The 26,692-nt window shown below is 69.4% G+C and carries 19 protein-coding genes and 2 CRISPR repeat arrays; of the genes, 10 read left to right on the top strand and 9 right to left on the bottom strand.

Going from position 1 to position 26,692, the window contains the following annotated elements; all coding sequences use genetic code 11:
• Nucleotides 1-50: 50 nt before the first annotated feature.
• From HNR21_RS30530 to HNR21_RS30515, 5 genes are all read right to left on the bottom strand, one after another.
• Complete coding sequence (locus tag HNR21_RS30530; RefSeq protein ID WP_182707866.1) at nt 51-1,319, bottom strand: hypothetical protein; 1,269 nt, start codon at nt 1,317-1,319, stop codon at nt 51-53.
• On the bottom strand, nt 1,319-1,588 hold the full coding sequence (locus HNR21_RS30525) for a hypothetical protein (protein ID WP_182707865.1): 270 nt from the start codon (nt 1,586-1,588) through the stop codon (nt 1,319-1,321). The genes HNR21_RS30530 and HNR21_RS30525 overlap by 1 nt, the downstream gene beginning before the upstream one ends.
• Nucleotides 1,585-3,795, bottom strand: coding sequence for an SUMF1/EgtB/PvdO family nonheme iron enzyme (locus tag HNR21_RS30520; RefSeq protein WP_220500363.1), 2,211 nt, complete (start codon nt 3,793-3,795; stop codon nt 1,585-1,587). Before HNR21_RS30520 ends, HNR21_RS30525 begins: the two co-directional genes overlap by 4 nt.
• 87 nt (nt 3,796-3,882) lie before the next feature.
• Nucleotides 3,883-4,179 (bottom strand): hypothetical protein, encoded by a 297-nt coding sequence (locus HNR21_RS34805; protein WP_220500362.1) that lies wholly within the window; start codon nt 4,177-4,179, stop codon nt 3,883-3,885.
• The gene (locus HNR21_RS30515; protein ID WP_182707864.1) at nt 4,176-4,922 is read right to left on the bottom strand and encodes a class I SAM-dependent methyltransferase; all 747 of its coding nucleotides are present in this window, start codon (nt 4,920-4,922) and stop codon (nt 4,176-4,178) included. Before HNR21_RS30515 ends, HNR21_RS34805 begins: the two co-directional genes overlap by 4 nt.
• A gap of 201 nt (nt 4,923-5,123) precedes the next feature.
• Nucleotides 5,124-9,003: direct repeats of the CRISPR family, unit length 29 nt; unit sequence GGGACCATCCCCGCGTGCGCGGGGAGCAG.
• Nucleotides 9,004-9,255: 252 nt separating this feature from the next.
• On the opposite strand from HNR21_RS30515, the gene cas3 reads away from it, so the two are divergent.
• From cas3 to cas2e, 8 genes are all read left to right on the top strand, one after another.
• Nucleotides 9,256-12,162: a CRISPR-associated helicase Cas3' gene (gene cas3, locus HNR21_RS30510; protein WP_182707863.1), complete on the top strand. Its 2,907-nt coding sequence runs from the start codon at nt 9,256-9,258 to the stop codon at nt 12,160-12,162.
• Nucleotides 12,152-13,837, top strand: coding sequence for a type I-E CRISPR-associated protein Cse1/CasA (gene casA / locus HNR21_RS30505; protein WP_182707862.1), 1,686 nt, complete (start codon nt 12,152-12,154; stop codon nt 13,835-13,837). The genes cas3 and casA overlap by 11 nt, the downstream gene beginning before the upstream one ends.
• Nucleotides 13,834-14,475: a type I-E CRISPR-associated protein Cse2/CasB gene (gene casB, locus HNR21_RS30500; RefSeq protein ID WP_182707861.1), complete on the top strand. Its 642-nt coding sequence runs from the start codon at nt 13,834-13,836 to the stop codon at nt 14,473-14,475. The genes casA and casB overlap by 4 nt, the downstream gene beginning before the upstream one ends.
• Nucleotides 14,475-15,668 (top strand): type I-E CRISPR-associated protein Cas7/Cse4/CasC, encoded by a 1,194-nt coding sequence (cas7e, locus tag HNR21_RS30495; RefSeq protein ID WP_182707860.1) that lies wholly within the window; start codon nt 14,475-14,477, stop codon nt 15,666-15,668. The genes casB and cas7e overlap by 1 nt, the downstream gene beginning before the upstream one ends.
• On the top strand, nt 15,665-16,369 hold the full coding sequence (gene cas5e, locus HNR21_RS30490) for a type I-E CRISPR-associated protein Cas5/CasD (RefSeq protein WP_182707859.1): 705 nt from the start codon (nt 15,665-15,667) through the stop codon (nt 16,367-16,369). The genes cas7e and cas5e overlap by 4 nt, the downstream gene beginning before the upstream one ends.
• A complete protein-coding gene (cas6e, locus tag HNR21_RS30485) occupies nt 16,369-17,058 on the top strand; it encodes a type I-E CRISPR-associated protein Cas6/Cse3/CasE (RefSeq protein WP_182707858.1) in 690 nt (229 codons plus the stop codon). Before cas5e ends, cas6e begins: the two co-directional genes overlap by 1 nt.
• Before the next feature lie 316 nt (nt 17,059-17,374).
• Complete coding sequence (locus tag HNR21_RS30480; RefSeq protein ID WP_246442377.1) at nt 17,375-17,995, top strand: CRISPR-associated endonuclease Cas1; 621 nt, start codon at nt 17,375-17,377, stop codon at nt 17,993-17,995.
• On the top strand, nt 17,992-18,342 hold the full coding sequence (gene cas2e / locus HNR21_RS30475; protein WP_182707857.1) for a type I-E CRISPR-associated endoribonuclease Cas2e: 351 nt from the start codon (nt 17,992-17,994) through the stop codon (nt 18,340-18,342). Before HNR21_RS30480 ends, cas2e begins: the two co-directional genes overlap by 4 nt.
• Before the next feature lie 242 nt (nt 18,343-18,584).
• Nucleotides 18,585-19,589: a CRISPR direct-repeat array (repeat unit 29 nt; unit sequence CTGCTCCCCGCGCACGCGGGGATGGTCCC).
• A gap of 1,119 nt (nt 19,590-20,708) precedes the next feature.
• Here the strand turns inward: cas2e and HNR21_RS30470 are convergent.
• Both HNR21_RS30470 and HNR21_RS30465 read right to left on the bottom strand, forming a co-directional pair.
• The gene (locus HNR21_RS30470; RefSeq protein WP_182707856.1) at nt 20,709-22,094 is read right to left on the bottom strand and encodes a tyrosine-type recombinase/integrase; all 1,386 of its coding nucleotides are present in this window, start codon (nt 22,092-22,094) and stop codon (nt 20,709-20,711) included.
• Nucleotides 22,095-22,489: 395 nt separating this feature from the next.
• A complete protein-coding gene (locus HNR21_RS30465) occupies nt 22,490-23,422 on the bottom strand; it encodes a DMT family transporter (protein WP_182707855.1) in 933 nt (310 codons plus the stop codon).
• Between the two features lie 103 nt (nt 23,423-23,525).
• On the opposite strand from HNR21_RS30465, the gene HNR21_RS30460 reads away from it, so the two are divergent.
• Entirely contained in the window at nt 23,526-24,425 is a 900-nt protein-coding gene (locus HNR21_RS30460) for a LysR family transcriptional regulator (protein WP_182707854.1), read from the top strand.
• Nucleotides 24,426-24,618: 193 nt separating this feature from the next.
• Nucleotides 24,619-25,026, top strand: coding sequence for a barstar family protein (locus tag HNR21_RS30455; RefSeq protein ID WP_182707853.1), 408 nt, complete (start codon nt 24,619-24,621; stop codon nt 25,024-25,026).
• Nucleotides 25,027-25,119: 93 nt separating this feature from the next.
• Here HNR21_RS30455 and HNR21_RS30450 read toward each other — a convergent pair whose 3' ends face one another.
• A complete protein-coding gene (locus HNR21_RS30450) occupies nt 25,120-25,767 on the bottom strand; it encodes a CoA transferase subunit B (protein ID WP_182707852.1) in 648 nt (215 codons plus the stop codon).
• Nucleotides 25,767-26,516, bottom strand: coding sequence for a CoA transferase subunit A (locus HNR21_RS30445; RefSeq protein WP_182707851.1), 750 nt, complete (start codon nt 26,514-26,516; stop codon nt 25,767-25,769). The genes HNR21_RS30450 and HNR21_RS30445 overlap by 1 nt, the downstream gene beginning before the upstream one ends.
• Nucleotides 26,517-26,692: the final 176 nt, after the last annotated feature.

Below are 26,692 nucleotides of genomic sequence, written 5' to 3'. Positions count from 1 at the left end.
GGTGGACCGGCGGCCCGGTCTGCAGCTCTTGAGTCGGTACGTGTCTGCTCTCAAGCATGATCCCGCGGCGCGTTGAGCCTCCGGCGGCGGGTTGATGTGTCGATGGCTCGCTTGTGAGGACTTCGCATCGAGCGGAGGACGGATCGGGCCGGGCCGGTCGCCAGGAGGAGGCCGGTGAGGAGCAGGCAGGTGGCGAAGACGGTGGTGAAGATCCAGAGGTCTTTGGCGCTGAGGACTTGGAGCAGTGCCAGCGCGATGCCCGCCGGCACGGTCACCAGGGTGAAGATCAGTACGGCGCCGTTGATGTTGCGGGTTTCGTCCTCGCGGGCCAGCCGGTTGTAGTCGTTGATCTCGGCCAGGATCTGGGCGAAGCGTTCGGGGAGCCGGTGCTGGCGGTGGAAGGCTTCGAGGAACTGGTTCGGGGCCCCGTGGGCGGACAGGTGCTGCCACCAGAGCTGGTGGCGGAACTGTGCGAGGCGGCGTTCCAGCAGGGGCATGCCGTTGGGGGATCCGCCGTCGAGGGTGGCGGCGAGGGTGTCTTCGAGCTCGCTGATGCCGTGGAGCTGGAGCAGCCCGATGAGGATGGCGTCGAGGTAGATGGTCCGGGCGTAGAGAGCGGCGTGGTTGTAGAAGGGGTCGGAGGTGCCGCGGTCGGGGCGTGTGCCGGTGAGGGCCATTCCCTCGCGGAGCACCAGGGCCGACCAGTCGGCCGAGATCCAGATGCGTTCCTGCTCGGGCAGCCGGGTGATCCGGGGGTCGGGTGGCTGGTCCTGGTAGTTGCTGCGGGAGGCGAGCGCCCACTGCCATTGGTCGAGGTACGGCCAGCGCAGGTAACGAGGGTGGTTGTAGAGGCGAGGCAACCGCCAGCCGCGTGCGGTGACGAACGCCAGAGTGAAAGGCGGACCAGGCCGCAGGGCCGCCTGATCACCGACGAGCCGGGCCGGGTCATATCCCGGCAGGTTCGCTCCATTGCGGCCGGCGAGTGCGCGGACGACATCCACACTGTGCAGGCTGCCTGGGGACAGATGGATGATGATCAGCCCGTCGGCGTCGGGCTGGTCGTTCAGTCGTAGCGCCTCCAGTCCGATGACCGTGAGGCCGCCGATACGTTCCCGCAGTGCCCGGTGCCAGCGGCGCAGATGCTCGGGCGTTCCGTACAGCAGGCGGGCGGTCCGCGGTGGGTAGTAGGTGCTCCGGCTGGCTGTGTCGGCGCGGATTCCGTCGTGGATGAGGGGGAGGGGGCCTTCGGCCCAGTCGGGGGCTTGGGGGAAGGTCGCGCGGTAGACGGCGACGATGGCCTGACGGGCCGGCCGGCTCATCAGTAGTGGGCCTCCACATCGGGTAGGTCGAGCCGGATCACGTAGACGGCGGTGCCCGGCTGATCGGGGTCGGTCAGGAAGCGGACGCGCTCGCCGGTCCGGACGGTGCGGAAACCTTCGGTGACGATGTCCACGTAGGAGAACGTGAAGTCCTCGCCGGTCTCGGAATCGCGGACGACGTAGACGCCCATCCGGCCGCCATAGCCGCTGCCATGCGGACGGCGGTCGACCACGTGGCCGAACCGCTGCTGGAACCTGGGCTCGTTCACAGTTCCTCCACGCAGCGGAATCCGATGGCGTTGCTGCTGATGCGGAAGCCGGCGAGGCCCTTCGACGAGGCCTGCACGGCCCGGTAGGGGTTGTCGAACGACCCGCCGCAGATCACGGACTCGCCTCGGTCGGCCAGGATGGTGGACGTGCGCTCCCAGACGTTGCCGACCATCTGGTGAATGCCGAACGGCGAGCGGTTGCGTTCATGAGCGTGGACCGGGCGGGGGAAGGCGTCCCGCAGGCGTCCTCGGTCGTGCTCCTCCAGCCAGGTCTCATAGGTGATCAGAGGACGGTCGCTGTAGGCGTCCGCACAGTTGACGGCCTGGAGGTCGATCTCGTCTCCCCAGGGGAACAGGCGACCGTCCCGGCCTCGGGCCGCGGCCTCCCATTCGGTCGAGGTGGGCAGGCGCTTGCCCTCGAAGCGGGCGAACGCATGCGCGCTCCACCAGCTCACGCAGATGGCCGGATGGTCGGCGTAAGCGGGATCGCTGTAGTAGTCCTGCACTCGCAGCCGTTCGATCCAAGGCTGGTGCGAGACGTCCGGCGGCATGTCCGGGTGGTCCCACTGAGCAGAGCCGTACCGTTCGACGGCGGCGAGGAACTCGTTGTAGCGGCGTACGGTGACGGTGTACCGATCGAACCGCACAGGTGTCGTGATCTCCCGCAGCATCAGGTGATCCGACGGGCCGACCAGGTACGTCCCGGCAGGGAGAACGCAGTCGTCGCTGCCTGGTTCGTGCCGGGAGCGGTGGTACAGGAACGCCCGTAGCTGCTCGGTGAGCCGGGCGGGTCGCCCGATGCCCTGCAGGCTGGAGAGCCGCAGGTGTTCCGCGGCGAACAGTTCCTGGTACGCGGAGTGGGTGAACGTGACCCGGTCGGCATCAGCCCGCCGGAACAGCGGCCGAAGACGGAAGGACTCGAAGTCGATCCGCCCGCCTGTGAAGCACTCGATGCCGAGCTCGTTGCACAGCTCGATGAGCGTGAACGTCGTACGGCCCTCAAGTCCCGCCCGGCCGAAGAAGGAGACGAGCCGCGGCATCCGGTCTGCGAGACCGGCCTCGGCGGCAGTCCGTTCCACATGCCTCCACAACAGATCGGGCAGCGGCTCCTCGGCTCCCAGGGCACGAGTGAGCCGAACCTCCAGTGGCGAGGTGTTCTCATGCAGCCGTAGCGCGGAGAACCGCGGGACCTTGAGCGGGTCGACCCCTTGGGCGTAGAGGTTCTGGACGAGGCGTTCGGACAGCAGCGCGGTGCCGTCGAGCATCCGGCGCACCTGGGGCGAGTCCTCCAGGAACGACACCCGGGAGCTCATCACGACCACCGACTCCGCCGACAGCACCTGGGCCAGCTCCGTGAACAGCTCGACGAAGCCTGCCAGCGTGTGCTCGGTGACCGCCTCGTCGATGCCGTCGAGCGCGCACACCACCGAGCCGGATCGGGCGAAGTAGTGGAAGACGTCGAAGACCTTGATGCGATCGACCGCCATGCACGGGGCCAGCGTCCGGGTGATGAAGTCCGGGAAGCTCTCGTCCGGCCGTTTCAGGCTCATGTCGAAGTAGAAGCGGTACCGCCGTACGTCCGAGTCCCGGCCGGCCGCCACCAGCCGTTGCAGCAGCACGGTCTTGCCGCTGCCGGACCGGCCCACCACCAGGAGGTTGCCGCCGGAGACGGCCGTCTCGGTCAGGAGTTCGTAGGCGTCGCCGACCTGGGACAGCGTCATGTTGCCCGAGCGTTCATCGACGGTGAGCAGCTGGCCTGACAAGGGGATCTCCTCGCCGACCTCGGCGAGCGTGAACGAGGAGTGGTGCGCGTCCGGGTCGACGATGGTGTCCATGAACCGGTCGTAGGTCACCACCCGGTAGTCCTCGAACTCGCTCACGATCGGGTCGTCGCCCGGGTCGAGGACCAGGAAGCGCGTGAGCTTGGGCAGCCTGGTCTTGAGCAGTTCCCCTCCGGTGCTCTGCAGGACCTGGCGAACCTCGTCGGTCCCACGGCTGAGCAGCAACTCCACGTACTCGATGCGCAGACCGACCTCGCGGCTGAACAGCTGGTACACCGTGTACTGGGTCAGCTCGAACCGCTTGACCGACGTGTAGCCCATCGTGAGATAGAGGCCGGCGAGGAACTCGGCCTTCTTCGCCACGGCCGGAACCAGCCGCGGCACGTCCCCGGTGAGGACCTGGCTGCCGGTCGTGGTGAACCACATCAGTACGTCGATCAGGCGCCGGATGGCCGTGAGGGCGTCCTCTTCGGCGATCGAGTAGCCGTCGTGCGCGGCCCGGTTGCGCAGCAGCTAGATGTCTCGCAGTGCGTCCAGCACGCTGCTGCTGGTGATGTGCGGCCTGCACCCCTTGATCAGCTCGCTGAGCGACTTTCCGGATGGATCACCCGGCACATTGTGGTGTGTCCACAACTCCTTCAGGATGCGCTCGGTGATCTTCCCGACCAGGGAGATCGAGTTCTCCGGATAGCCGTCACCGAGCGAACGGATCGGCCGCTCGAAGTCCAGCCCGAGGTGCCTGGCGATACGGGAGTGGTCGTCGAGTTCTTCCTTGAGCCGCTGCAGACGGGAGTCCAGCTCGCCGCTCATGCCCGCCTTCCGAGAACGAAGGCGAACCGATCGGGGAACTGCAGAACCTCTTCGGGATGGCGCTCATCGATCTCTGCGATCCCCGCCTCCAGTTCGGCGTCGTCGAACATGGAGAGCAGTGACATATAGCGGTTACGGACCATCCGCAAATAGCGCCCCTTGCTGAACGACAACGGGAACGACTCATAGGTCAGACGGACCCGCAGACCCGCTCGTTCCAGATGGCCGGCGACATCCTCAGGGTCTGGCTGGAGCTCCTCGAACAACCGCAAAGCCCTGTCGAACAGCGGATAGTCGATCGTCGTCGGCAGCATCACCACCAGCACACGCCCGCCTGGAGCCAGCATCCCCGCCAGACCTTCCAGCACCCGGGCGCGGTCCTGGACGTGGTGGATCGCCTCTTTGACCAAAATCACGTCGAACTGCCGGTGAGGGAGCAATGCGCGCCCCTCGACCACATCTTCGGCGGACGCCTCAACCGGAACGAAACCCTTCCCCGCCGGAAGCCGCTCCAACATCGCTCCCGACGGATCCACACAGGCCACCTGGCCGGCTCGTTCCACAAGCCCCTGAGTGAAAAGCCCAGTCCCACACCCGATGTCGGCCACCCGGTCTCCGGGCGCCGGCTCAAGCCGCTCCAGGATGCAGCCCGTCATCCAAGCGATGAACTCCGCGCTGTGCGCCCAGTTCTCGTCGTAGCGATCCGCGAGCCGATCGTAATGAGCGGCGATCTCCTCCGACATGTGCAGCCAGCCTCCTGCGTCACCTGCGGCCAAGTGTCACAGTAACCATGTATCGCTACCGACTCGGTGTCTCCTGACGCTGATGGCGACCCTGCAGCCAGCATCACCTCACCCTTGCACCGCGTCCGTTGCATCAGAACGGGTGACCTCTGAAAGCGAACGAGACAACCGACACGCAAGAGCCCGAACCCCTGCTGCCAGAGGCCATCCCCCGCGTGCGCGGGGAGCAGTTCCGCGCCCACCGGCCCGGGCTGGTGCGCGCGGGACCATCCCCGCGTGCGCGGGGAGCAGGGCTGCGGTACCGCAGGCCCGGCGGGGACAGCCGGGACCATCCCCGCGTGCGCGGGGAGCAGAAGGTGAACGGCACCGGCCTGGCCACCCCGACGGGACCATCCCCGCGTGCGCGGGGAGCAGCGGTTTTCTCGGGGTGGCGCCCGAGGCCAAGGTGGGACCATCCCCGCGTGCGCGGGGAGCAGGAACGCGCCGACAAGACCGTCCATGACGACGCGGGACCATCCCCGCGTGCGCGGGGAGCAGCCCGGATCCGCCTGACCGGCCTGCCCCGGTGGGGGACCATCCTCGCGTGCGCGGGGAGCAGCTCTCCGAACTTGGGACGGTTGATGACCGTCCAGGGACCATCCCCGCGTGCGCGGGGAGCAGCAACTCTCTGACTATGAAGTCCCTTGACATGGGGGACCATCCCCGCGTGCGCGGGGAGCAGCCCTGGGATGAGCTCAAGAGGGCGTGGGGCGAGGGACCATCCCCGCGTGCGCGGGGAGCAGATCGGCATGACCGGCGCCCGGATACGGAGGGTGGGACCATCCCCGCGTGCGCGGGGAGCAGAAGGCGAACGCCGAGCCCAGCCAGGCCAAGAAGGGACCATCCCCGCGTGCGCGGGGAGCAGGGTGACCTGGGTGTTCATCTGCGACATTGGATGGGACCATCCCCGCGTGCGCGGGAAGCAGGCCTTGGGCGGGATGACCGCCTCGGGTGTTTGGGGACCATCCCCGCGTGCGCGGGGAGCAGGAGGGCGAGAACCTGTCGCGCAAGAAGCGAGCGGGACCATCCCCGCGTGCGCGGGGAGCAGCCCCGGAAAAGTCCAACCGCTGAACGGAGAGGGGGACCATCCCCGCGTGCGCGGGGAGCAGGGTCACGGCCCGGTTTCCTGTTCCCCGAACCCGGGACCATCCCCGCGTGCGCGGGGAGCAGAGGATCCGGGCCACTTCGTGCTGAGGAGAAGGGGGACCATCCCCGCGTGCGCGGGGAGCAGTCGACGAGGAGGACGTGGAGGCGCTGGCCGAGGGGACCATCCCCGCGTGCGCGGGGAGCAGAGGGCTCCAGCTCTGCCATGACGTCCCTCCCGAGGACCATCCCCGCGTGCGCGGGGAGCAGCCGGTGTTCCCGTCGCTGGAGGCCGCCGCCGAGGGACCATCCCCGCGTGCGCGGGGAGCAGAGATGGCCCCATTGCACGTACACCAGCCCGACGTGGACCATCCCCGCGTGCGCGGGGAGCAGTATGTGAGGAGATCAGTCTTCCGTCAGGGACCAGGACCATCCCCGCGTGCGCGGGGAGCAGCTTCACATCCACGCCGTCAGCAGCGGTAGCGGGGGACCATCCCCGCGTGCGCGGGGAGCAGTGCTGCTGAGCTGCCGCAACGGCGGCTCTGACGGGACCATCCCCGCGTGCGCGGGGAGCAGCGCGGCCGGGGGGACGTCCACGGCTTGCAGGAGGGACCATCCCCGCGTGCGCGGGGAGCAGCTGATGACCTTCACCGGCGCGCTGGCCGCCGTGGGACCATCCCCGCGTGCGCGGGGAGCAGTCGATCGCCTGCGAGACGCCGCGGAACAGGCCGGGACCATCCCCGCGTGCGCGGGGAGCAGGCCGTCGAGCACGGCGACGCCGCCATACCGACGGGACCATCCCCGCGTGCGCGGGGAGCAGGAACTGCTGATCATCTACATGGCGTTGGTCGCGGGACCATCCCCGCGTGCGCGGGGAGCAGTGGTATACGGCGTCCGGCTCCTCGTTCGCCGGGGGACCATCCCCGCGTGCGCGGGGAGCAGGGGATGTCGGCGGTATCACAGGTGCCGCATTCGGGACCATCCCCGCGTGCGCGGGGAGCAGGCCCGGTCTCCGTTCGGGCAGACGGCGGCGTGGGGACCATCCCCGCGTGCGCGGGGAGCAGGGAGATCTTGGCGGTCGGGCGGCGCGGACCAGGGGACCATCCCCGCGTGCGCGGGGAGCAGACCGCGCCCGGCGACAGCCCGTACACCAGTCCGGGACCATCCCCGCGTGCGCGGGGAGCAGCCCCATGGCGGGGACGATGCCAGCGGCGGGGGGGGGACCATCCCCGCGTGCGCGGGGAGCAGGGGAGGACTTGGCGTTCCCTCCGCCCCTTTCGGGGACCATCCCCGCGTGCGCGGGGAGCAGGAGCAGGGATACACCGGCCGCGGGCTCGACGAGGGACCATCCCCGCGTGCGCGGGGAGCAGGCCGTCCAGTCGACGGCGGTGATGTCGCCGAGGGGACCATCCCCGCGTGCGCGGGGAGCAGCTGGTCGACGTCGGCGGGGAGGCACCGGAGGTGGGACCATCCCCGCGTGCGCGGGGAGCAGCACGCCGCTTGCTCGAGCGTCGCCTCCCGTATGGGACCATCCCCGCGTGCGCGGGGAGCAGCTCGACAAGGCCAAGGTCCCCACGGACGGCCGGGGACCATCCCCGCGTGCGCGGGGAGCAGTGACGACTTCGACGTTGATCATCACCATCGTCGGGACCATCCCCGCGTGCGCGGGGAGCAGCAAGCCGTGTACGCGGGGATCCTGCCGACCCTGGGACCATCCCCGCGTGCGCGGGGAGCAGGGGTTCACCGGCGCCGGCCCCGGCGGCGTCCAGGGACCATCCCCGCGTGCGCGGGGAGCAGCCCCGACTGGCAGACGGTCATGGGAACGGTGGAGGGACCATCCCCGCGTGCGCGGGGAGCAGGCCGCGGACGCGCAAGGCGAACGGCGGCCCCGGGGACCATCCCCGCGTGCGCGGGGAGCAGCCGGCCAAGTGGCCGTGGGAGAAGCCGGCCGGGGGACCATCCCCGCGTGCGCGGGGAGCAGCAAGGCGTGGTGGGACGAGCACGGACGCCTCACGGACCATCCCCGCGTGCGCGGGGAGCAGTCAGGGTGGTTGTGTAGCCACTCGACGGCGTCGGGACCATCCCCGCGTGCGCGGGGAGCAGGGGTTCACCGGCGCCGGCCCCGGCGGCGTCCAGGGACCATCCCCGCGTGCGCGGGGAGCAGACGTAGGCGCGGAGTCGGTACACCACCGTGCGGGGACCATCCCCGCGTGCGCGGGGAGCAGAGTCGAGGGTGCCGACCTGCAGGGTGTGAGTGGGGACCATCCCCGCGTGCGCGGGGAGCAGCGTAGCGAGCAGCACAGGCAGCGACCGCTCGTAGGGACCATCCCCGCGTGCGCGGGGAGCAGGCGCTCACGCTGTTCGGCGAGAACCCCGGGCTGGGACCATCCCCGCGTGCGCGGGGAGCAGAAGCTCTTGCGTGCAGGGGTGTTTCACCGTGGGGGACCATCCCCGCGTGCGCGGGGAGCAGAGGGAGGGGGCTGGGCTTCTTAATTCAGCGGCGGGACCATCCCCGCGTGCGCGGGGAGCAGGGGGAGGGGGCAGGGGAGCCGGTTCGGGGGCTGGGATCATCCCCGCGTGCGCGGGGAGCAGACCTCCCACCGCAGCCGCAGCATCGCCAGCGGGGGACCATCCCCGCGTGCGCGGGGAGCAGAACGAGGTGGGTGAGGAGGAGCCGATCGGCGAGGGACCATCCCCGCGTGCGCGGGGAGCAGCGCCGTCGGCTCGCCTACGAGGTCGAATCGCTGGGGACCATCCCCGCGTGCGCGGGGAGCAGCCCACCCAGAGCGGCGGCCTCACCATGACCCAGGGACCATCCCCGCGTGCGCGGGGAGCAGGAAGACCGGCTGTTGGTGCGGGACCTGCCCGAGGGACCATCCCCGCGTGCGCGGGGAGCAGCTGGTTGCCCAGCGGGCGCACGATGCGCTCGAGGGACCATCCCCGCGTGCGCGGGGAGCAGACTTGCTGACCTGCGGGTTTATGGCGGGGCGGGGGCGAAATTCCTTACTTTTGCAGATTCGGATATTTGGGACACGCTTCGTTCCAGGCTTGATTGCTGATACAGCGTGCCTGGACCTGGTGGCGCGGGCAAGCTGGGTTGGGCCGTGGGGCCGGCGGTCGGGCTGGGATCCAAGATCTTCTGTGAAGAGAAGTGTCAGACGAAATCTGGAAAAACTCTGCATAGTCCTGTGTCTCCTGCTTGACTGTGCACATGCCTGACGGGGATGGGTCGGTTCGGCTGGGGGATGGCTTGTCGGCCGCTGCCCGGGCGGTGTGGGCCAAGCATGATCACGCGACTGGTGGATGGCTGCCGTTGTGGCGGCACATGGCCGACAGTGGCGCCGTCGCGGGGCTGCTGTGGGACGAGTGGGTTCCCTGGCAGGTGCAGCGGTTGGTCGCGGCGGAGATGCCGGGAAGGGCAGAGGACGCGCGTCGGCTGGTGGTGTGGCTGGCTACCACGCATGACATCGGTAAGGCCACGCCGGCGTTCGCCTGTCAGGTGGAGGTGCTCGCCGACGCGATGCGAAATGCCGGGCTGGAGATGCCCGGCCATAAGGAGCTGGTGGACCGGAAACTGGCTCCGCACGGTCTGGCCGGGCAACTGTTGCTACAGGAGTGGCTGACGGAACGGCAAGGGTGGAGCCGTTCCGCGACCTTGCAGTTCAGCGTGATCGCGGGTGGGCATCATGGCGTTCCTCCGACGTTCATGGACATCCGTGAGCTGAACGTCCGTCCTCGTCTGCTCCGCACGCCGGGTTGTGAAGCAGCGTGGCGGAGCGTGCAGGATGAGCTGCTCAATGCATGCGCGGTGGCTTGCGGAGTGCAGGACCGCCTGGACGCTTGGCGGCAGGTCAAGTTGTCGCAGCCGGTTCAGGCGCTGTTGTCGGGCTTGGTGATCGTCGCCGACTGGATCGCCAGCAATCCGGACCTCTTCCCGTACTTCCCCGAGGCGGCGAGCATCGGCGACCGCGAGCGCATCGAAGCCGCTTGGCACGGCTTGGCGCTGCCCGCTCCCTGGCAGGCGAAGGAGCCGGAGGAGGGCACGGCCGAGCTATTTGCGTCACGGTTCGCGCTTCCGGCCGGAGCCCGTGTACGCCCGGTTCAGGAGCAGGCGGTGGAGCTGGCGCGCCGCATGGAGCACCCGGGCTTGATGATCATTGAAGCGCCGATGGGGGAGGGCAAGACCGAGGCCGCACTGGCAGTCGCCGAGATCTTCGCCGCCCGTTCGGGCGCGGGCGGCTGTTACGTGGCGCTGCCCACCATGGCGACCGGCAACGCGATGTTCCCTCGCCTGCTGGACTGGTTGCGGCGGCTTCCGGATGACGGCTCTGGAGGAGGCCCGCGTTCGGTTCACCTGGCGCACTCGAAGGCGGCGCTGAACGAGGAGTACCAGGATCTGGTCCGCGCCGGCCGGCGGGCGGTGACCGCGGTGGAGTTGGACGGTGTCGGTGACGAGTGGCGTCACCGCAGCGATCGCAGCGTTCACTCCGCCGAGCTGGTCGCCCATCAGTGGCTTCGTGGCAGGAAGAAGGCGATGCTCGCCTCCTTCGGCGTGGGGACCATCGACCAGCTGTTGTTCATGGGGCTCAAGAGCCGGCATCTGGCGCTGCGTCACCTCGCGCTCGCGGGCAAGGTCGTCGTCATCGACGAGGCTCACGCTTACGACACCTACATGAACTCCTACCTGGACCGGGTGCTGTCGTGGCTGGGCGCGTACCGGGTCCCGGTGATCGTGCTGTCGGCGACGCTGCCCGCCACCAGGCGGCGGGAGCTCGTCGAGGCGTACGCCCAGGTGGAAGGGCCTGTTTTCACGAACGTGGAGGCCGCGGAGGGCTACCCGCTGCTGACGGCCCTGGAGATCGGCCGCCCGCCGGTGTCCCGTTCCGTCGCCCCGTCCGGTCGCCGTACCGAGGTCCACCTGGAACACCTGGACGACGATCTCGATGTCCTGGCGGACCGGCTGGAGCGCGAGCTGTCCGACGGCGGCTGTGCGCTGGTGGTGCGCAACACCGTCGGCCGTGTCCAGGAGACCGCCGCTCACCTGCGGAAACGTTTCGGCGGCAAAAAGATCACCGTTGCGCACGCCCGCTTCCTCGACCTGGACCGCATGGCCAAGGATGCCGACCTGCTCGAACGGTTCGGTCCGCCCGGAAAGAACACCAGGCGTCCGGACGACATGCACATCGTGGTGGCCAGCCAGGTGGCCGAGCAGTCCTTGGACATCGACTTCGACTTGCTGGTGACCGATCTGTGCCCGATCGACCTGCTGTTGCAGCGCATGGGACGCGTGCATCGGCATTTGCGGGGCGAAGGGCAATCCGAACGCCCGCCACGGCTTCGCACAGCCCGATGCCTCGTCACGGGCGCAGACTGGAATGCCGTTCCGGTCGAGCCGGTCAGCGGCTCCCGGCGTATCTACCGATCCCACGCATTGCTGCGTTCTGCGGCAGTTCTGGAGCCGTACTTCTCGGGAACGGCAGAAACCGGGCAAGTCGTGCGTTTGCCGGAGGACATCAGCCCGCTGGTCCAAAAGGCGTACGGAAACGACCCGACAGGACCGTCCGAGTGGCAGCCGGCCATGGACCAGGCACGCCGGGACCAGGATCTGCATCGGGAGACGCAACGGGAGAAGGCGAAGGCCTTCCTGCTCAACAAGGCCGCCCAGGGCGGGCGGCCCTTGATCGGATGGGTCGACGCCGGTGTCGGTGACGCCGACGACACCCGGGCGGGCAGGGCCCAGGTCCGCGACAGCCAGGAGTCCCTGGAAGTGCTCGTGGTGCAACGTCTTGCCGACGGAACCGTGCGCACGGTGCCGTGGCTGACCGAGAACCGTGGAGGACTGGAGCTGCCCACCGAGGCCGTTCCCGAACCTCGCCTCGCGCGAATCGTGGCGGCCTGCGGGCTGCGGCTTCCGTTTCAGTTCTCGCTCCCGGAAGTGATCGACCAGGCGATCGAGGAACTGGAGGCCGAATGCATCCCGGCCTGGCAGTCCAAGGAATGCCACTGGCTGGCCGGTGAATTGGTCTTGTTCCTGGACGAGAAATGTCGGACCCGGCTGGCAGGCTACGACCTGCATTACACGCCCACGGATGGCCTGGAGGTGACTCGTGCCGAGTGAACCGGCCGTACCGTCCTTCGATCTCACCGGCCGCCCGTGGCTGCCGGTGCTGCGCCGCGACGGCTCCGAGGACGTGCTGTCGCTGACCGAGGTCTTCCGTCAGGCTCATGACCTGCGCCGGGTGGTCGGTGACGTGCCCACCCAGGAGTTCGCGCTCCTGCGGTTGCTGCTGGCCGTCCTGCACGACGTGATCGACGGGCCCGAGGACGTCTACGGCTGGACGGAGTTGTGGGACGAGGGCCTGCCCGTCGACCGGATCGCCGCCTACCTGGAACGGCACCGTGAGCGGTTCGACCTGCTCCACCCGCGGACGCCGTTCCTGCAGACCGCCGGCCTGCGCACCGCCAACGACGAGGTCTTCTCCCTGGACCGGATCGTCGCCGACGTCCCCAACGGCGCGCTGTTCTTCACCATGCGGGCCACCGGCGTGGAACGGCTCGAGTTCGCCGAGGCCGCGCGCTGGCTCGTGCACGCCCACGCCTTCGACACCTCCGGCATCAAGTCCGGCGCCGTGGGCGACCCCAGGGTCAAGAACGGCAAGGTGTACCCGCAGGGGGTCGGCTGGGCCGGCAACCTCGGAGGCGTCCTCGTCGAGGGGAACGACCTGCGCGAGACGCTGCTGCTCAACCTCATCGCGTTCGACACCCCCAACCTGGAGATCGACCGTGCCCGCGATGCGCCGGCCTGGCGTCAGGAGCCGCGCGGCCCCCAGGAGCTGGACGAGGTCGAGCTGAGAACCCGCCCCGCCGGCGTCCGCGACCTCTACACCTGGCAGTCCAGGCGCGTACGGCTGCACTTCGACGTCGACGGCGTCTACGGCGTGGTCCTCGCCTACGGCGACGCTCTCGCGCCGCGCAACAAGCACGCACGCGAGCCGATGACGGCCTGGCGACGCAGCCCCGCCCAGGAGAAGAAACTGGGCGAGCCCCAGGTCTACCTGCCGCGCGAGCACGACCCTGGCCGCAGCGCATGGCGCGGGCTGGGCGCACTGATCGCCGGACGCGCGGACGGCGCCGAACAGCGCGGGGAGGCCGCCGCCATCGTGCGCCCCCGGATCCTGGACTGGGTCGCCCGCCTGACGATCGAAGGTCCGCTGCCGCCGGACTATCTGATCCGGGCCCGGCTGCTGGGCGCGGTGTACGGCACCCAGCAGTCGGTCATCGACGAGATGGTCGACGACGCCGTGGCGATGCCCATCGTTCTCCTCCACGACCGGGACAGGGATCTGGGGCAGACGGCGATCGATGCCGTGGCCGACGCGGAGAGCGCTGTGCGGATCCTCGGTGACCTCGCCTCCGACCTGGCCAGGGCGTCAGGCGCCGACACCGAGCCCGCCGCGGCCTCGGCCCGCACCCTCGGGTTCGGCATGCTGGACGGCCCGTTCCGCGAGTGGCTGGCCACGCTGAAACCGGAGGCCGACGCCGGCGAACGCCGGGCCGCATGGCAGAGCCGGGCCCACGAGATCATCCGCAACCTGGGTCGCGACCTGGTGGATTCGGCCGGTGACCCGGCATGGGAGGGGCGGGTCATCGAGACCAGAAAGGGCCAGGAGATCTGGCTGGACGCCTCCCGCGCCTCCCTGACGTTCCGCCGCGAACTCACCAAGGCCCTGCCCGGAGCGGCACAGAACGGCCCGTCCACTGAGAACGACCAGATTCTGGAGGCCCGGTCATGACCATGGCTCCACCCGCCCCACGCCGCCTGCCGGACCTGGTGGGCCAGGTCGCCGGCGCGTCCATCGCCAGGTGGCAGACGGGCTACCTCGCCGACCAGAGCACGGCCGTCGCCGCCCTGGCCCAGTTGCGGCGCGGCGCCGGCAAGCTCCCGCAGGACATGCCCGAGCTGTGGGGGATGATCGGCGCGGAGGCGCTGTTCGAGGAGCGCCTTTCCGACACCGAGGCGACCCGTGCCGAGAACGCCCTGTTCCTGGCGGTGACCCTGTACGCCCTGCACCAGCAGTCCCGCACCGACCAGGGCATGCACAAGCCCGGCATCGAACTCGGCGCGGCCGTCCGCCGGATGATGCCCGGAGGCGACATCGACGAGCCGATCCGCAGGCGCTTCGTCCGGGTGGGGGCGGCGACCACCCCGGACGTCCTCGCCTACCGGCTCCGGGAGATCGTCACCCTCCTGCGCCGGTACGCCGTCCCTCTTGACTACCAGCGGCTCGCGATCCGGCTCTACCAGGCCCAGACCCCGGGCGGCATGCGGCAGGTCCGTCAGATCTGGGGCCGCAGCTTCCACGCCCACAGGCCTGAGCCCGCCGACGCCGGAGCCGCCGACAACACGACGACGAACGACAAGGACTTCTGATGACGACCCGTACCATCGTCGAACTGCACGTCATTCAGACCGTCCCGCCGAGCAACCTCAACCGGGACGACACCGGCACCCCCAAGACCGCCGTCTACGGCGGCGTCCGCCGCGCCCGGGTCTCCAGCCAGTCCTGGAAGCGCGCCACCCGCCGCGCCTTCCACGACCTGCTGGACCCCAGCGATCTGGGCGTCCGTACCAGGCGGGTCGCCGAACTGCTGGCCGGGCGGATCCGGAACCTGGACGGCTCCATCGAGGAGACCGAAGCCTGGGCGCTGGCCGCCGAGACCGTCCAGACCGCCACTGGGTCGAAGATCGAGCCGCCCAAGCGCAACGCGAAGGGGGACGGCCTCGCCCCGGCTCCGGAGTCCAAGTACCTGATGTTCTTCAGTGCCCGCCAGCTGGACGGCCTGGCCGAGCTCGCCGTCAAGGGCCGCGACGACATCAAGGCGTTCTTCAAGGACAAGGACAACAAGGCCGAGGCCAAGCAGATCGCCAACAGCCGGCACTCGGTCGACATCGCGCTGTTCGGCCGGATGGTCGCCGACGGCGCCGACATCAACGTGGACGCCGCCGCCCAGGTCGCCCACGCCATCAGCGTCCACCAGGTGGAGAACGAGTCCGACTACTACACCGCGGTCGACGACCACAAGGAACGCGAGGACGACGACCTCGGCGCGGGCATGATCGGCACCGTCGAGTTCAACTCCGCCACCCTCTACCGGTACGCGGCGGTCGACGTGGACCTGCTGAGCCGCAACCTCGGCAAGGGACTGCGGGAGGACGAGGAGGCCACCGAGCCGGCCCGCCGGGCGGTGGAGGCGTTCGTTCAGGGCTTCATCACGTCGCTGCCCACCGGCAAGCTCAACACCTTCGGCAACCACACCCTGCCCGACGCGGTCGTGGTGAAGATCCGGTCGTCCCGCCCGATCAGCTTCGTGGGCGCGTTCGAGGATGCCTGCCGCGCCGACCAGGACCGGGGCGGGCACGTGCGCGAGGCCAGCGAACGACTGGCCCGGTACGTCCCCGAGATCGAGCGCGCCTACGGTGTCGCCGACGACGCCAAGACCTGGGTGCTGCGCGTCGGGCCGAACACCACCGCCCTGGCGGAACTCGGTGAAGAGGTCTCCCTCCCCGAGCTCGTCAAGAAGGTCGGTGCCGAAGTCGCCGGGCGGCAGAGCGACGCCTCATGAGCGTTCTGCTGCTCCAGCTCGCCGGCCCTCTGCAGGCGTGGGGGTCCTCGGCGCGGTTCGCCCGTCGCACCACCGAGCCGGCCCCCACCAAGAGCGGTGTGATCGGGCTGCTCGCCGCGGCGCTCGGGCGGGACCGTTCGCACGATCCCGTCGACCTGGCGGCGCTGCGGTTCGGCGTCCGCGTCGACCAGCGTGGGGTGCCGATCCGCGACTACCAGACCGCCCACCATTTCGAGACGGGCAAGTCCATGCCGGTCTCCGAACGCTTCTACCTGGCAGACGCCGTGTTCGTCGCGGCGCTCGAAGGCCCCGACGACCTGATCGACGAGCTGCACCAGGCTGTGCGCCGGCCGACGTACCTGCCCTACCTCGGGCGCCGCTCCTGTCCGCCGTCCCGTCCCCTCGACCTGGGCATCCGGGAGGACGGCGACATCGAGCAGGCCCTGAAACGCGAGGACTGGCGCGCGTCCCGATGGCACCAGCGACGGCACCGCGAGCCGACCGTGCGGCTGGAGACCATCATCGAGGCCACCGCCGATGACGGGCCGGTCGACAGCATCCGCGACCAGCCCCTCAGCTTCGACCCGACCCACCGCCGGTACGCCCTGCGCGGCATCCGCCATGGGTACGTCGAAGTGCCCAACCCCGCGGCTCCGCAGCCGTCCGACCACGACCCGATCGCTGTCCTTGGAGGCGAGTGATGTACCTGACCCGCTTCCGCATCAACACGGCGCGGATCACCGCCCGCAAGGTCCTGTCCTCGCCCCAGACGATGCACGCCGCGGTGATGTCCTCGTTCGCCAGGATCCCGGTCCAGGAGGACGACGGACCGCGGGTGCTGTGGCGGATCGACCGCAACAGCAGGGCCGAGACCTACCTCTACATCGTCAGCCCGACCAAGCCCGACCTCACCCACCTGGTCGAACAGGCCGGCTGGCCCACCACGGGCAAGTGGCAGACCTACGACTACGAGCCTTTCCTGTCACGCCTCAGCAAGGGCGACGAGTGGGCGTTCCGCCTCACCGCCAACCCCGTGCACACCGCACGGCGCAACGACACCGAACCCACCAAGCTCACGGCCCACGTCGGTCTGCAGCACCAGCTCCGCTGGCTGTTGCAACGCCAGGAGGCCGCCGGCTTCCGGGTGGTGGAGAAGCCCGGCGACCGCCAGCTCATCCCCGGCACCGACGTCCACGAGGTGATCATCCGGGAACGGCGCCAGCTGACGTTCCGAAAGCGAGGCAGCTCCAGGCCGGTCACCCTGGCCACCGTGACCTATGACGGCAAACTCGAGGTCACCGACCCCGAAGCCCTCCGCCGTACTCTCACCCGCGGACTGGGCCGGGCCAAGGCCTACGGCTGCGGCCTGATGACCCTCGCGGCGGCGTAACCGTGTCCACCGTCGGCCAGCGGGGAGCCTCCTCGCCGCGAGAGCTGACCAGGAGATGCATCTTCATCGTGAGTAAGGCGACATAAACGGCCCACTTTCCTGCTTCCAAGGTTGGAAGAGTAGCGTGGTGCCCACGCCATGTGATGAGAGTGGGCCGTCAAACCTGCAGCTTAGGCAAGCTGCTCCCCGCGCACGCAGGGATGGCCCCGAGATCCGGTCACCCATCCGGGTCAGCTCCCGCTGCTCCCCGCGCATGCGGGGATGGACCTGCGCCCGAATGAGTCCTCGTTTCCGACGCCTACAAGATCGGGGCCACATGCCCAGGCCTTCCAGCGCCGCATGCTTGGAAGTCGCCCGCGCGATGTACCGGATGCGCTTCCCCCACGAGGACCCCGCCGGCCTCACCCGCCAGGAACTTCTCGGCAGGGAAGGCCGCCGGGTCAAAGAGCGCTACCGGACGGAAGCCGCCAGATTCGACATCACCTGGAACGGCCGCCACTACATCCCCGGCGACTTCGGCTCCGGCGACCCGGTCAACCAGGCGGTCACGGCCGCCGCCCAATGCATGTACGGCATCGCGCAGACCACCGTCGCCGCCCTCGGCTGCGCCTCCGGCCTCGGATTCATCCACTCGGGACACGAGTTGGCCTTCGTCCTCGACATCGCCGACCTCTACAAGACCGAGATCGCCATACCCATAGCCTTCGCCACCGCCGCCGAAAGTCCCGAGGACGTCGGCTCACGCACCCGCCGCGCCATCCGCGACGAAGTCAACCGCATCGGCCTGCTACGCCGATGCGTCAACGACATCAAGAGCCTGCTCCCGGAGGCGGCCGGCGACTCCGTGAACAGTGACATCGACCACGTCACCCTCCAGGGCGACCGAGGAGCAGAGCTGGCGTCAGGCCGGAACTACGACGACGGGACGCCCTGGTGACGATCATCATCCTCACCCAGTGCCCCACCGGCCTCCGCGGCTTCCTGACCCGTTGGCTGATGGAGATATCCCCAGGCGTCTTCATCGGCGGCCCCTCTGCACGCATCCGAGAGGCCCTCTGGCGAGAGGTACGCCAGTACGCCGGCACCGGCCGCGCACTCCTCGCCTACACCACCAACAACGAACAGGGCTTCACCTTCGAGACCTGGGACCACAAGTGGCACCCCGTCGACCACGAAGGCGTCACCCTGATCCGCCGTCCCAAGGAGAGGCCGGCGGTCTCAGCAACCCCACCACCAAGCGGCTGGAGCAAGGCATCCAAACGCCGCCGCTACGGCAAACGCTGATCCGCTCTCTTCCGCCATGACCCGATCGGGAACGTTAGCCCCTACCCCCGCAACATCCAGCTGCGTTTCCTAGGCTGGCGTCGATGCAGAGCCGAGCTGCAAAACTACCGAACTGGAACAGGGAGCCGATGGAACACCCATCGGCTCCCTACACGCATGGATCTCAGATGTCCGATATGTCCAAGTTGCAAGAAGTGATGAATTCCGGCGTCAGTCCGAGATAAACCCGCAGGTCAGCAAGTCTGCTCCCCGCGCACGCGGGGATGGTCCCTACGGAAGGTGAATATGGCCAGGAGGGATAGACTGCTCCCCGCGCACGCGGGGATGGTCCCCACCGGAACCCGGCAAACCGGCGACCGGTTCCCTGCTCCCCGCGCACGCGGGGATGGTCCCTGACCCGCCTCGCCGGATTCAAAGCCCACGACCTGCTCCCCGCGCACGCGGGGATGGTCCCCCTGATGTGTCGTGCACGTTGTGCCTGCAGTTCTGCTCCCCGCGCACGCGGGGATGGTCCCGGATCATCGAGCCGGCCTGTGCCGCGCACGAGCTGCTCCCCGCGCACGCGGGGATGGTCCCGCCGACGTTGCGGTCTCTGCGCTGGCGCAGGGCTGCTCCCCGCGCACGCGGGGATGGTCCCGACTACCGCCAGTACGTGGTGCGACGGTCCGACTGCTCCCCGCGCACGCGGGGATGGTCCCGTCCCCTGCCCGTCCACCACGCCCGAGCATGACTGCTCCCCGCGCACGCGGGGATGGTCCCAGCCCGAGACGGTCACCTACGTCCTGGCCTCCCTGCTCCCCGCGCACGCGGGGATGGTCCCTCGTCCCCCAACACCCGCACGGACAGGGCGGTCTGCTCCCCGCGCACGCGGGGATGGTCCCGCCAAGGCTCCGAAGTGGGCCTTCTCCCCAACCTGCTCCCCGCGCACGCGGGGATGGTCCCTCCACCGTTCCCATGACCGTCTGCCAGTCGGGCTGCTCCCCGCGCACGCGGGGATGGTCCCGCCCGCAAGGCCCGCGCCGGCAACAAGGACCTCTGCTCCCCGCGCACGCGGGGATGGTCCCGAGTCCCCGCTTCCCGAGCCCCGTCCGGCCGGCTGCTCCCCGCGCACGCGGGGATGGTCCCGACCGCTAGGTCTTTCTGCTTGAGCTCGACGACTGCTCCCCGCGCACGCGGGGATGGTCCCCGTGACATACCGGTCTGGTGTGGTACCTGGGGCTGCTCCCCGCGCACGCGGGGATGGTCCCTGCCACCGCTTCGGCTCTTCCGAGCCGTCCGGCTGCTCCCCGCGGGCGCGGGGCCGACGGTCCGGGCAGTGGCGCTGGCCGTTGTCGCCGGGGCTGCTCCCCGCGGGCGCGGGGCCGACGTCGCCATGCCGACGGCGATGCCGGCCGAGCCGGGCTGCTCCCCGCGGGCGCGGGGCCGACCCACACCCATGCGTGCGCGACCGCCTGCTGCGTCGGCTGCTCCCCGCGGGCGCGGGGCCGACATCTCGTGATCGCATCCCGGACACCGGTACGTCGGCTGCTCCCCGCGGGCGCGGGGCCGACACTTGCTGACCTGGGGTTTTAGAACGGGTGGGCGGCGTTTTCGTTCAGTCGGATTCCGGTCAGCACGAGAGTCACGGTAGCGCCGAGCGGGCAGCGTGGATGTCGGTTGGGTGCGCTGCGGTGGCCCAGCTGATAGACCCGCCGCCCGGTGGTGACCATCCAGCACCGCAGCATCGTGATCTGCCGGTTCTTGCCCAGAGCGCGGATCTCAGGGCGGTGCCTGTGCGGCGTCCGGTAGGCACGGAGGTGCGATAGCAGATGCAGATGGGTTTCGTCGGCGGCTCACACCACCGTGCTGGCTGGTGGCCGCTGTAGCCAGGCTGCAGCCGGCCACCACACTGGCACGGGCCGGATTCCCGCGGGTGATCGGTTTTGATCCGCCGTCAGACCGCGATCTGCCGCGCTGTTCGATACCACCGTCCGCAGGCTGCTCGGTGGTCGTCGCAGATATCGCCGGTTCCGCAGTACCGTCCATGGCCCCGGCCGCTCGAACAGGCGGCGATTCGCGTCGGTGGCACGGCCGCCCGGCCGGGGCTGCCCCAATCGGGTCGGTCGGACTCGGCCTGTTCGGGGACTTCGTGTGAACCTGGTTGGTCGGCGGGTGGCTGTGACCGTGGAAGGCCCGATGAGACAGGGTATGCGGCGTCACCAGTCGGCATGGGGCGGCAGGTTCCGGGGCATGGTCGAACGGTGGTCAACGATCAAGAGGCCTGATCGTCGTGGTGACGATCAGGCCTCTGACCTGCTTTTCGTGTCGGGATGGCGGGATTTGAACCCGACCTCCTTGACTCCCAGAGAGGTTCCCGGTGCGGGAGGTCAGCTTGTGGTCTTCAGGGGCTTTTTGGGTTTCTTGTTCTTCTTCTTGGAACGTTTGCGGATCTTGGTGAAGGCGTCGATGGCGGTGTCGTCGGCTTCGGGGAGGGTGTGCAGGTACTTCTGGGTGGTGACGATGGAGGCGTGGCCGAGGCGGTCCTTGACGACCTGGAGGTCGGCGCCGCCGTGCAGGAGCCAGGAGGCGTGGGAGTGGCGGAGGTCGTGGACGCGGGGGGTGATGCCCAAGTCGGCGGCCTTGAGGGCGGGGTGCCATACGTAGCGGCGGAACCAGTTGCGGGGGATGTGCTCGTCGTGATCCTCGACCTTGATGGTGGTGCGGGGGCGGTCCTTGCCCTTGGCGCGGCGTTCGGCTCGGTACTGGGCGTAGGCGGCTCGGCAGTGGTCGCAGCGGCAGGGGCCGGCGTTGTAGGCGCTGATGGTGCCGTGCTGGTACTGGCGGCCCTTGGCGTTGGGGCGGGTGAGGCCGAGTTCGGCGGGGTCGGGGACGGCTTGGACGCGGATGGGCGGGCGTGCCTGGACGCGGCGGGCGAAGAGCAGGTCCTCGGGGCCCAGGCGGTGCGCGTCGATGTGGGCCTGGAGCTTCTTGGTGATCTGCTTGCTGAGTTTGAGCCGCCGGAACTCCTTGTCCTTGGGGTAACGGGTGATCAGGAACCGCTTGCCGTCGGGGTGGAACTTGGGGCTGATCTCGGTGGCCTTGCGGCTCACGGTCAGCATCCGGGTGGCCAGGTCGAGGTCCTTGACGCGTAGCTCGATCAGTTCGCCCCAGCGCAGGCCGGTCTCGATGTCGGTCTCCACGAGCAGTCGGTGGTCGGGTTCGCCCAGTGCCTGGTAAAGGACGTCGAACTGTTCAGGGGTGATGATGGTGCGGGGTGTGCTCGGGACGGTGGGGATCTTCACCCCTCGGCAGGGGTGGATGTAGATGATCTGGTCATTGAGCGCGGTGGTGAACAGCGCGTTGAGGATCGAGCTTTTGCAGGACTGGATGACCCAGGGGGACACGCCGGCTGCCTGCAGCTTGGTGATCCACTGGCGGATGTGCTCGGGGAAGATGTCGGCCATTTTCATCGGGCCCAGTTCCGGGAAGATGTGCTTGTCGAGATAGCCGGTGTACTTCTCCCGGGTCTTGGGCTCGATCCGGTGGTTGGGGAGCCAGACGTCCTCGGCGTACTTCCTTAACGTCATCTGGCCGCGGCTCGGATCGCCGACCCGGCCCTGGCGCAGTTCGGCCTCCTTGTCCTGCCATGCCTTGTCGGCCTTCTTCTTGCTGGAGAACGTCCCGGCGGAGCGGATCCGGCCCTTCAGGTCACGGTAGGTGGCGGTGTAGCGGACGTTGCCGTCCTTGTCCACGCGCTTTCGTGAGAACCCCACGGCACCTCATTCATGATCGTTTGTCATCGGCTCGTCATCGGACGACGCATCAGTCGGGGTGATTAGGCGGCACCGTCGCGGACGGTGATCATGCCTCTGACCTGCATCGTAGCCAAGATGTTGCGATCAGTGAAGGGGTGGATTCGGAGGGTGAATCTCCCTCTCAAGGCGGTAACGGCGGTTCGAATCCGCTCGGGGGTACAGAGCAGATGCAGGTCAGGGGCATGATCCCTGACCTGCTTTCGTATTTCGAGATCGTTTGTCCGCGGGGTTCCGCGCACCGGCGCGCCCGGCGACCAGGCCGGCGAGCCTGAGCCCGTGCACTTGCCCGGCCTCCGGGCTGCATCGCTGTGCAGTGGTGAGGATTCTGAGGTCGGTGGTCGTTTTGTGATCTTCTAGGCCCGGTGCCGGCGCGACGGAGCGGCTCGGTGTTCCTGGACGTGCCCGTCCTGTGGCCTCGCCGGGGCGGGCGGCCGGCGGTCGGTGACGAGGAACACTGCGGCGAGGACCAGCGCCATGCCGAACGGGGTGCTCCAGCTCAGCGGCTCCCCGAGGAACACGGTGCCCCACAGCAGCCCGAACAACGGCACGAGAAAGGTGACCGACAGCGCTCCGGTCGGCCCCACCCTGCTCACCATCCGGAAGAACAGCACGAAACCCAGCGCCGTGCAGGCCAGGGCGAGGGCGAGCACGGCCAGCAGGATGCCGGTGCCGGGGGAGCGGCGCGGCGGCAGCGCCAGCGCCGGCCCCAGCAGGATCACCGCCGCCCCCAGTTGCTGGCCGGTCGCGGTGACCAGGGGATGGGTGCCGGGGAACCGGATCTGCGTGTACGTCCCGCCCAACGCGTAGCAGAGGGCGGCCAGCAGGCTGGCGCCGACCGCCAGGAGCAGCGTGCCGTCGACGTGCGGAGGACCGAGCCCCACCAGGACCGCGACCCCCACCACGCCCAGCAGCACCCCGGTGAACTGGCCGCCGGACGGGCGGGCGCGCTGCCGTATGGACGACACCAGCAGGGCGAAGAGCGGGGTGGTGGCGTTCAGGATCGCCGCCAGGGACGCGGTGATCCTCAGTTCCGCGACCGCGATGAGGGTGAAGGGAACGGCGGCCGTCAATGCGCCGAGAACGAGGAATCCACCCGGATCCCGGCGCAGGTCGGAAATCCTCCGCAGCGCCGCGGTGACCGCCAGCAGGCAGAGCCCGGCCAGCAGAACCCGCGCCTCGGTCATTCCCACCGGGCCGAGCACCGGGGCCGCCTCCCGCATGAACAGGAACGAGGCGCCCCAAAGAGCGCCCACCGCCAGCAGGACCCCCAGGTCGATGAAGGTCATTGCTCTCCTTGCGCAGAAAGGGCCGCCGGGACGAGTCCTTGATAGGCCGCTACAGTCGTTCTCGACAAACAAGAGCAATTCATCTCGGGGATGAGGCGGGCTCATGAATCTCGCGCAACTGCGCGCGCTGCGCGCCGTGCACGAGGCGGGCAGCGTGACCGGCGCCGCCGAACTGCTGGACGTCACGCAGTCCGCGGTGAGCCACGCGCTCAACTCGCTGGAGAACGAACTCGGCCTGCGGCTGGTCGTCCGGGAGCGCACGGGCTGCCGGCTGACCGAGGTCGGCCGGCGGCTGATCCCGCACGCGGCCGAGGCGCTGCGCCATGTCGACCGGTTCGCCGAGGAGGCCGCCGCGGCGGCGGGGCTGGTCACCGGGCGGCTCGGAATCGGCGCGTTCCCGAGCGCGCACCGCGTGCTGCCGGCCTTCGTGCGCGAGTTCCGCAGGCTGCACCCGGCCGTCGAGGTGCTCCTTTGGGAGGGGACCGACGACGAGGTGAACGAGTGGATCGAACGGCGTGTCGTCGAACTCGGTGTGGTCTGCGGCCTGCGACCCGACCTTCACACGGTGCCGTTTGCGAACGACGAATTCCTGGCCGTGCTGCCCGCCGACCATCCGCTGGCCGGCGAGCCCGCCGTTTCCCTCGCCGATCTGGAGGACGATCCGTTCCTGCTGTCGGGCGCCGGTTGCGAGCCGCTGCTCCGGGACCTTTACCGCAGCCGGGGACTTTCGCTCGCCCCAGCCCACCGGGTCCACACGATGAGTACGCTGCTGGCCATGGTCCGGGAGAACGTCGGGGTCAGCGTCATCCCGTCACTGGCCCTGGACGAGAGGCGCGATGGAATCGCCGCCGTCCCCCTGCGTCCGCCGGCACCCCGAAGCCTGCTGCTGGCCGCACGCTCGGAGCAGGACCTGAGCCCGGCCGCCCGAGCATTCCTCACGACGATCCCCGATGGAGGCGTCACCCTGACGGCACCCGCGGAGCATGCCTCTGCAGTTCTTTGAAGCCGATCGTCCCCAGCGCCGCTGGGCGACCGCCACGCTTGACGAACTCGGCGGCATGCGGGTGTTCCTCGCGTGGGAGTGATGTCCGACTTGATGAACCTGGATCAAGGGTTCTGTAGAGTCGCAGATCTGGACTTTGGGGAGTTGATGTACAGACTGGAAAGGGCTGCGTCATCCAGGGCTCGGTGATCTGATGTCCGGTCCCAGGGGCCGCGTCGAAGTGGTCGGTGAAGGTGACCTGCTGGAGGCCGTCGAAGCCGCGGATGGCGGTGACGTCCGGGTCTACTCGATTTCGACCGCCGGGCGTTCGGATCGCCGGGGATTCTTCGATGCCGTGCGGGAGTCGCTTCCGCTGGATCCGCCGTTGGCGGGATCCCGCAGTTGGGACGCCCTGGCGGATTCTCTGTGGGGTGGGATCAATTCGCTCGGCGGCCCGAGCGTGCTGATCATCTGGAGAGGTTCTGCGGGGTTCCGTGAACTGTCTCCGGACGAGTACGGCATGGCCTGTGATGTCCTGAACGACGTCGCGGAATCTCTGGGGGACCCTGCGGCCACCGCCGGCGATCCGAAGAACGTGACGGTGTTCATCGTGCAGGACTGAAGGCGTCCGGCCGGGCGTGTTCGGTCGGGTTTCCGGCCATGCGCGGCGCCCATCGGGAGGCCGGCCCGCGCCTCGGCCTCCCGATGGGACGGGTCAGCGGGGGAGTGAGTCGGGGACGGTGAGTTTGGCGGCGGTTCGGGTGGTGACCTCTTCGGGGGTTACGCCGGGGGCGGTTTCGACCAGGACCAGGCCGTCGGGGGTGATGTCGAGGACGGCCAGGTCGGTGATGATGCGGTCGACGCAGGCGCGGCCGGTGAGGGGGAGGGTGCACTCCTCGACGATCTTGGGGGTGCCGTCCTTGGCGGTGTGGGTGGTCAGCACGATCACCCGGCGGGCGCCGTGGACCAGGTCCATGGCGCCGCCCATGCCCTTGATCATGGCGCCGGGGATGACCCAGTTGGCCAGGTCGCCGCGGGCCGAGACCTGCATGGCGCCCAGGATGGCGGTGTCGATGTGGCCGCCGCGGATCATCCCGAACGACAGGGAGGAGTCGAAGAAGGAGGCGCCGGGCAGGACGGTGACGGTCTCCTTGCCGGCGTTGATCAGATCGGGGTCGACCTCGTCCTCGCGCGGGTAGGGGCCGACGCCCAGGACGCCGTTCTCGGAGTGCAGCACGACGTGCACGCCGGGGGGCACGTGGCCGGGCACCAGGGTGGGCAGGCCGATGCCGAGGTTGACGTAGGAGCCGTCGGTCAGTTCGGCGGCGGCGCGGGCCGCCATCTCGTCACGGGTCCAGGCCATCAGGCGCGCACCGTCCTCTTCTCGATCCCTTTGGCCGCCGCCTGCTCGGGGGTCAGCGGCACCACCCGCTGGACGAACACGCCCGGAAGGTGGACCTCGTCGGGATCGAGGGCGTCCACCAGTTCCTCGACCTCGGCGATGGTGATCCGCCCGGCCATCGCGGCGAGCGGGTTGAAGTTGCGGGAGGACTTGTTGAACACCAGGTTGCCGTACCGGTCCCCGCGCCCGGCCCGAACCAGCGCGAAGTCGGTGACGATGCCGCGTTCCAGCACGTACTCGACGCCGTCGAACTCGCGGACCTCCTTGGGCGGGGAGGCCACCGCCACACTGCCGTCCGGCGCGTACCGCCAGGGCAGGCCGCCCTCGGCGACGGCGGTCCCGACCCCGGCGGGCGTGTAGAACGCCGGGATGCCGCAGCCGCCGGCGCGCAGCCGTTCGGCGAGCGTGCCCTGCGGGATCAGTTCGACCTCGACCTCCCCGGCCAGGTACTTGCGGGCGAACGTCCTGTTCTCGCCGATGTAGGAGCCGGTCACCCGGGCGATCCGGCCCGCGGCCAGCAGGATGCCCAGGCCGCCGCCGTCCACCCCGCAGTTGTTCGACACCACGTGCAGCCCGGTCGGCCCGGCCTCGTGCAGCGCCTCGATCAGGACGTTCGGCACGCCGCTGAGCCCGAAGCCGCCGACGGCCAGCGACGCCCCGTCCGGGACGTCCGCGACGGCCGCCGCCGCACTGGCCACCACCTTGTCCATATCCCCGCCCTCAGAGCAGTGTTCGTGTAGTGAACTTTCGTTCATAAATCCGCCGAGCAGTCTGCGTCGCGAACCGGACGGCTGTCAACAGCCCCGGCGGCCCGCCTGCCGGACCGGACCGAAGCGGAGCGGAACGACGGGTGCGCCGGTTCTCGGTGGGGCGATGGGGGGATCGG

Source organism: Thermomonospora cellulosilytica (genome assembly GCF_014138835.1).
In the GTDB taxonomy this organism is placed as follows: domain Bacteria; phylum Actinomycetota; class Actinomycetes; order Streptosporangiales; family Streptosporangiaceae; genus Thermomonospora; species Thermomonospora amylolytica.
The sequence above is the reverse complement of the archived record's forward strand: the minus strand, read 5'-3'. Positions and strand labels throughout refer to the sequence as shown.